This is a genomic window from Cyanothece sp. BG0011, from assembly GCF_003013815.1.
GTDB lineage: Bacteria > Cyanobacteriota > Cyanobacteriia > Cyanobacteriales > Microcystaceae > Crocosphaera.
The window spans coordinates 1-1,256 of sequence record NZ_PRLH01000181.1 but is presented as its reverse complement, the minus strand read 5'-3'; the positions used below and the strand labels follow the sequence as shown (position 1 = coordinate 1,256).

Annotated in this window: 2 pseudogenes and 1 riboswitch; both pseudogenes read left to right on the top strand. The window is 40.8% G+C overall.

Going from position 1 to position 1,256, the window contains the following annotated elements:
* Nucleotides 1–17 precede the first annotated feature (17 nt).
* Nucleotides 18–188: riboswitch (cobalamin riboswitch) on the bottom strand.
* Nucleotides 189–461: 273 nt separating this feature from the next.
* Nucleotides 462–582, top strand: a pseudogene (locus C4E06_RS21880) (transposase); the annotation flags it as partial.
* 318 nt (nucleotides 583–900) lie between these two features.
* Nucleotides 901–1,256: pseudogene (locus C4E06_RS21875) on the top strand (catalase-peroxidase); the annotation flags it as partial.

Sequence of the window (1,256 nt, the reverse complement as noted above, 5' to 3'; positions counted from 1 at the left end):
TCTCGCAGATGTTAACTAAAGTGAGCAAACTTCTTGGTGGGCATCCTGACTTACCGATTTTGGACTTTTTTGCCTTTGTTTAGTCTAAAACCAGATTCACAGTTGCGGGACAGCGATGGATTTACACATACTTTCCCCGTTACCTTCAAAGGCTGATCTCCTTTGAAACCAAGTTAAGCTTCACCATAGCATAATTTGATAAGAGCGATCACCAATTGGTGATCGCTCTCCCATCCTTGTAATAGTGTTGGCCGGGATCACCGTTAGATTTTAGAGGTGTAGCTGCACTCGCACCAGCGAAACGGCATCTCTGGTAGTAGATAAGTTCTGCGTTCAGCAAGGGAAAATTTACAGCTGGAAATTATTTCTCTCTATTTTTCTTTTGTTAACTTATGTGTGACGAAGGGATAGCTCTATCTCACTTTGCAACCTCTCTTTAATTTTTTGTCCTGTACTGAGATAGCGGTGTTGTGGAGGGAATTAATAACAAATTAAAGTTGATAAAAAGAAGAGGTTATGGTTTTAGAAATTTTGATAATTTTAAACTGAGAAGTTTTTAAAAATTGGCATTTTACTATTTGATTTTACATACTAAGTTCGGTAGAACCACTTAATCTTTCTTAAAGTTTAGAAAGAAGAAAAGAATCAATTAATACTAATTGTTAACCTTCTCCCATTTTTCCTCAACCTTACTTATAATTTTCTTATCAATTAGTCAATATTTTCATGAGTGGGTGTCATCTTCTACAAACCAAAAAACTTTGTTTATTATGACGATGGAAGTCATCTCAATTATGAGAAAAACCACCGTCTCAACAATCACTATCACCCCTGACGAAAAAATGCACTTGAACCCACAATGTCCATAGCTCCCTATTTTATCACGAAAGGAAACTGAAGATGAATAACAATATAACAACAACCAGTGGCAAATGTCCGGTGATGCACGGCGGTGTTACGACGACTAGTATGTCGAACATGGAATGGTGGCCCAAAGCACTCAACCTTGATATTCTGCATCAGCACGATAGCAAAACCAATCCGATGGGGAGGGACTTCAACTATCGCGAAGTGGTTAAGAAACTTGACGTAACCGCCCTCAAAAAAGACCTGCATACACTGATGATGGACAGCCAAGACTGGTGTCCGGCGGACTGGGGTCACTATGGTGGTCTGATGATCCGCATGACCTGGCACGCGGCGGGTACCTATCGGATTGCGGATGGTCGCGGTGGTGCGGGTACCGGTAATCAGCG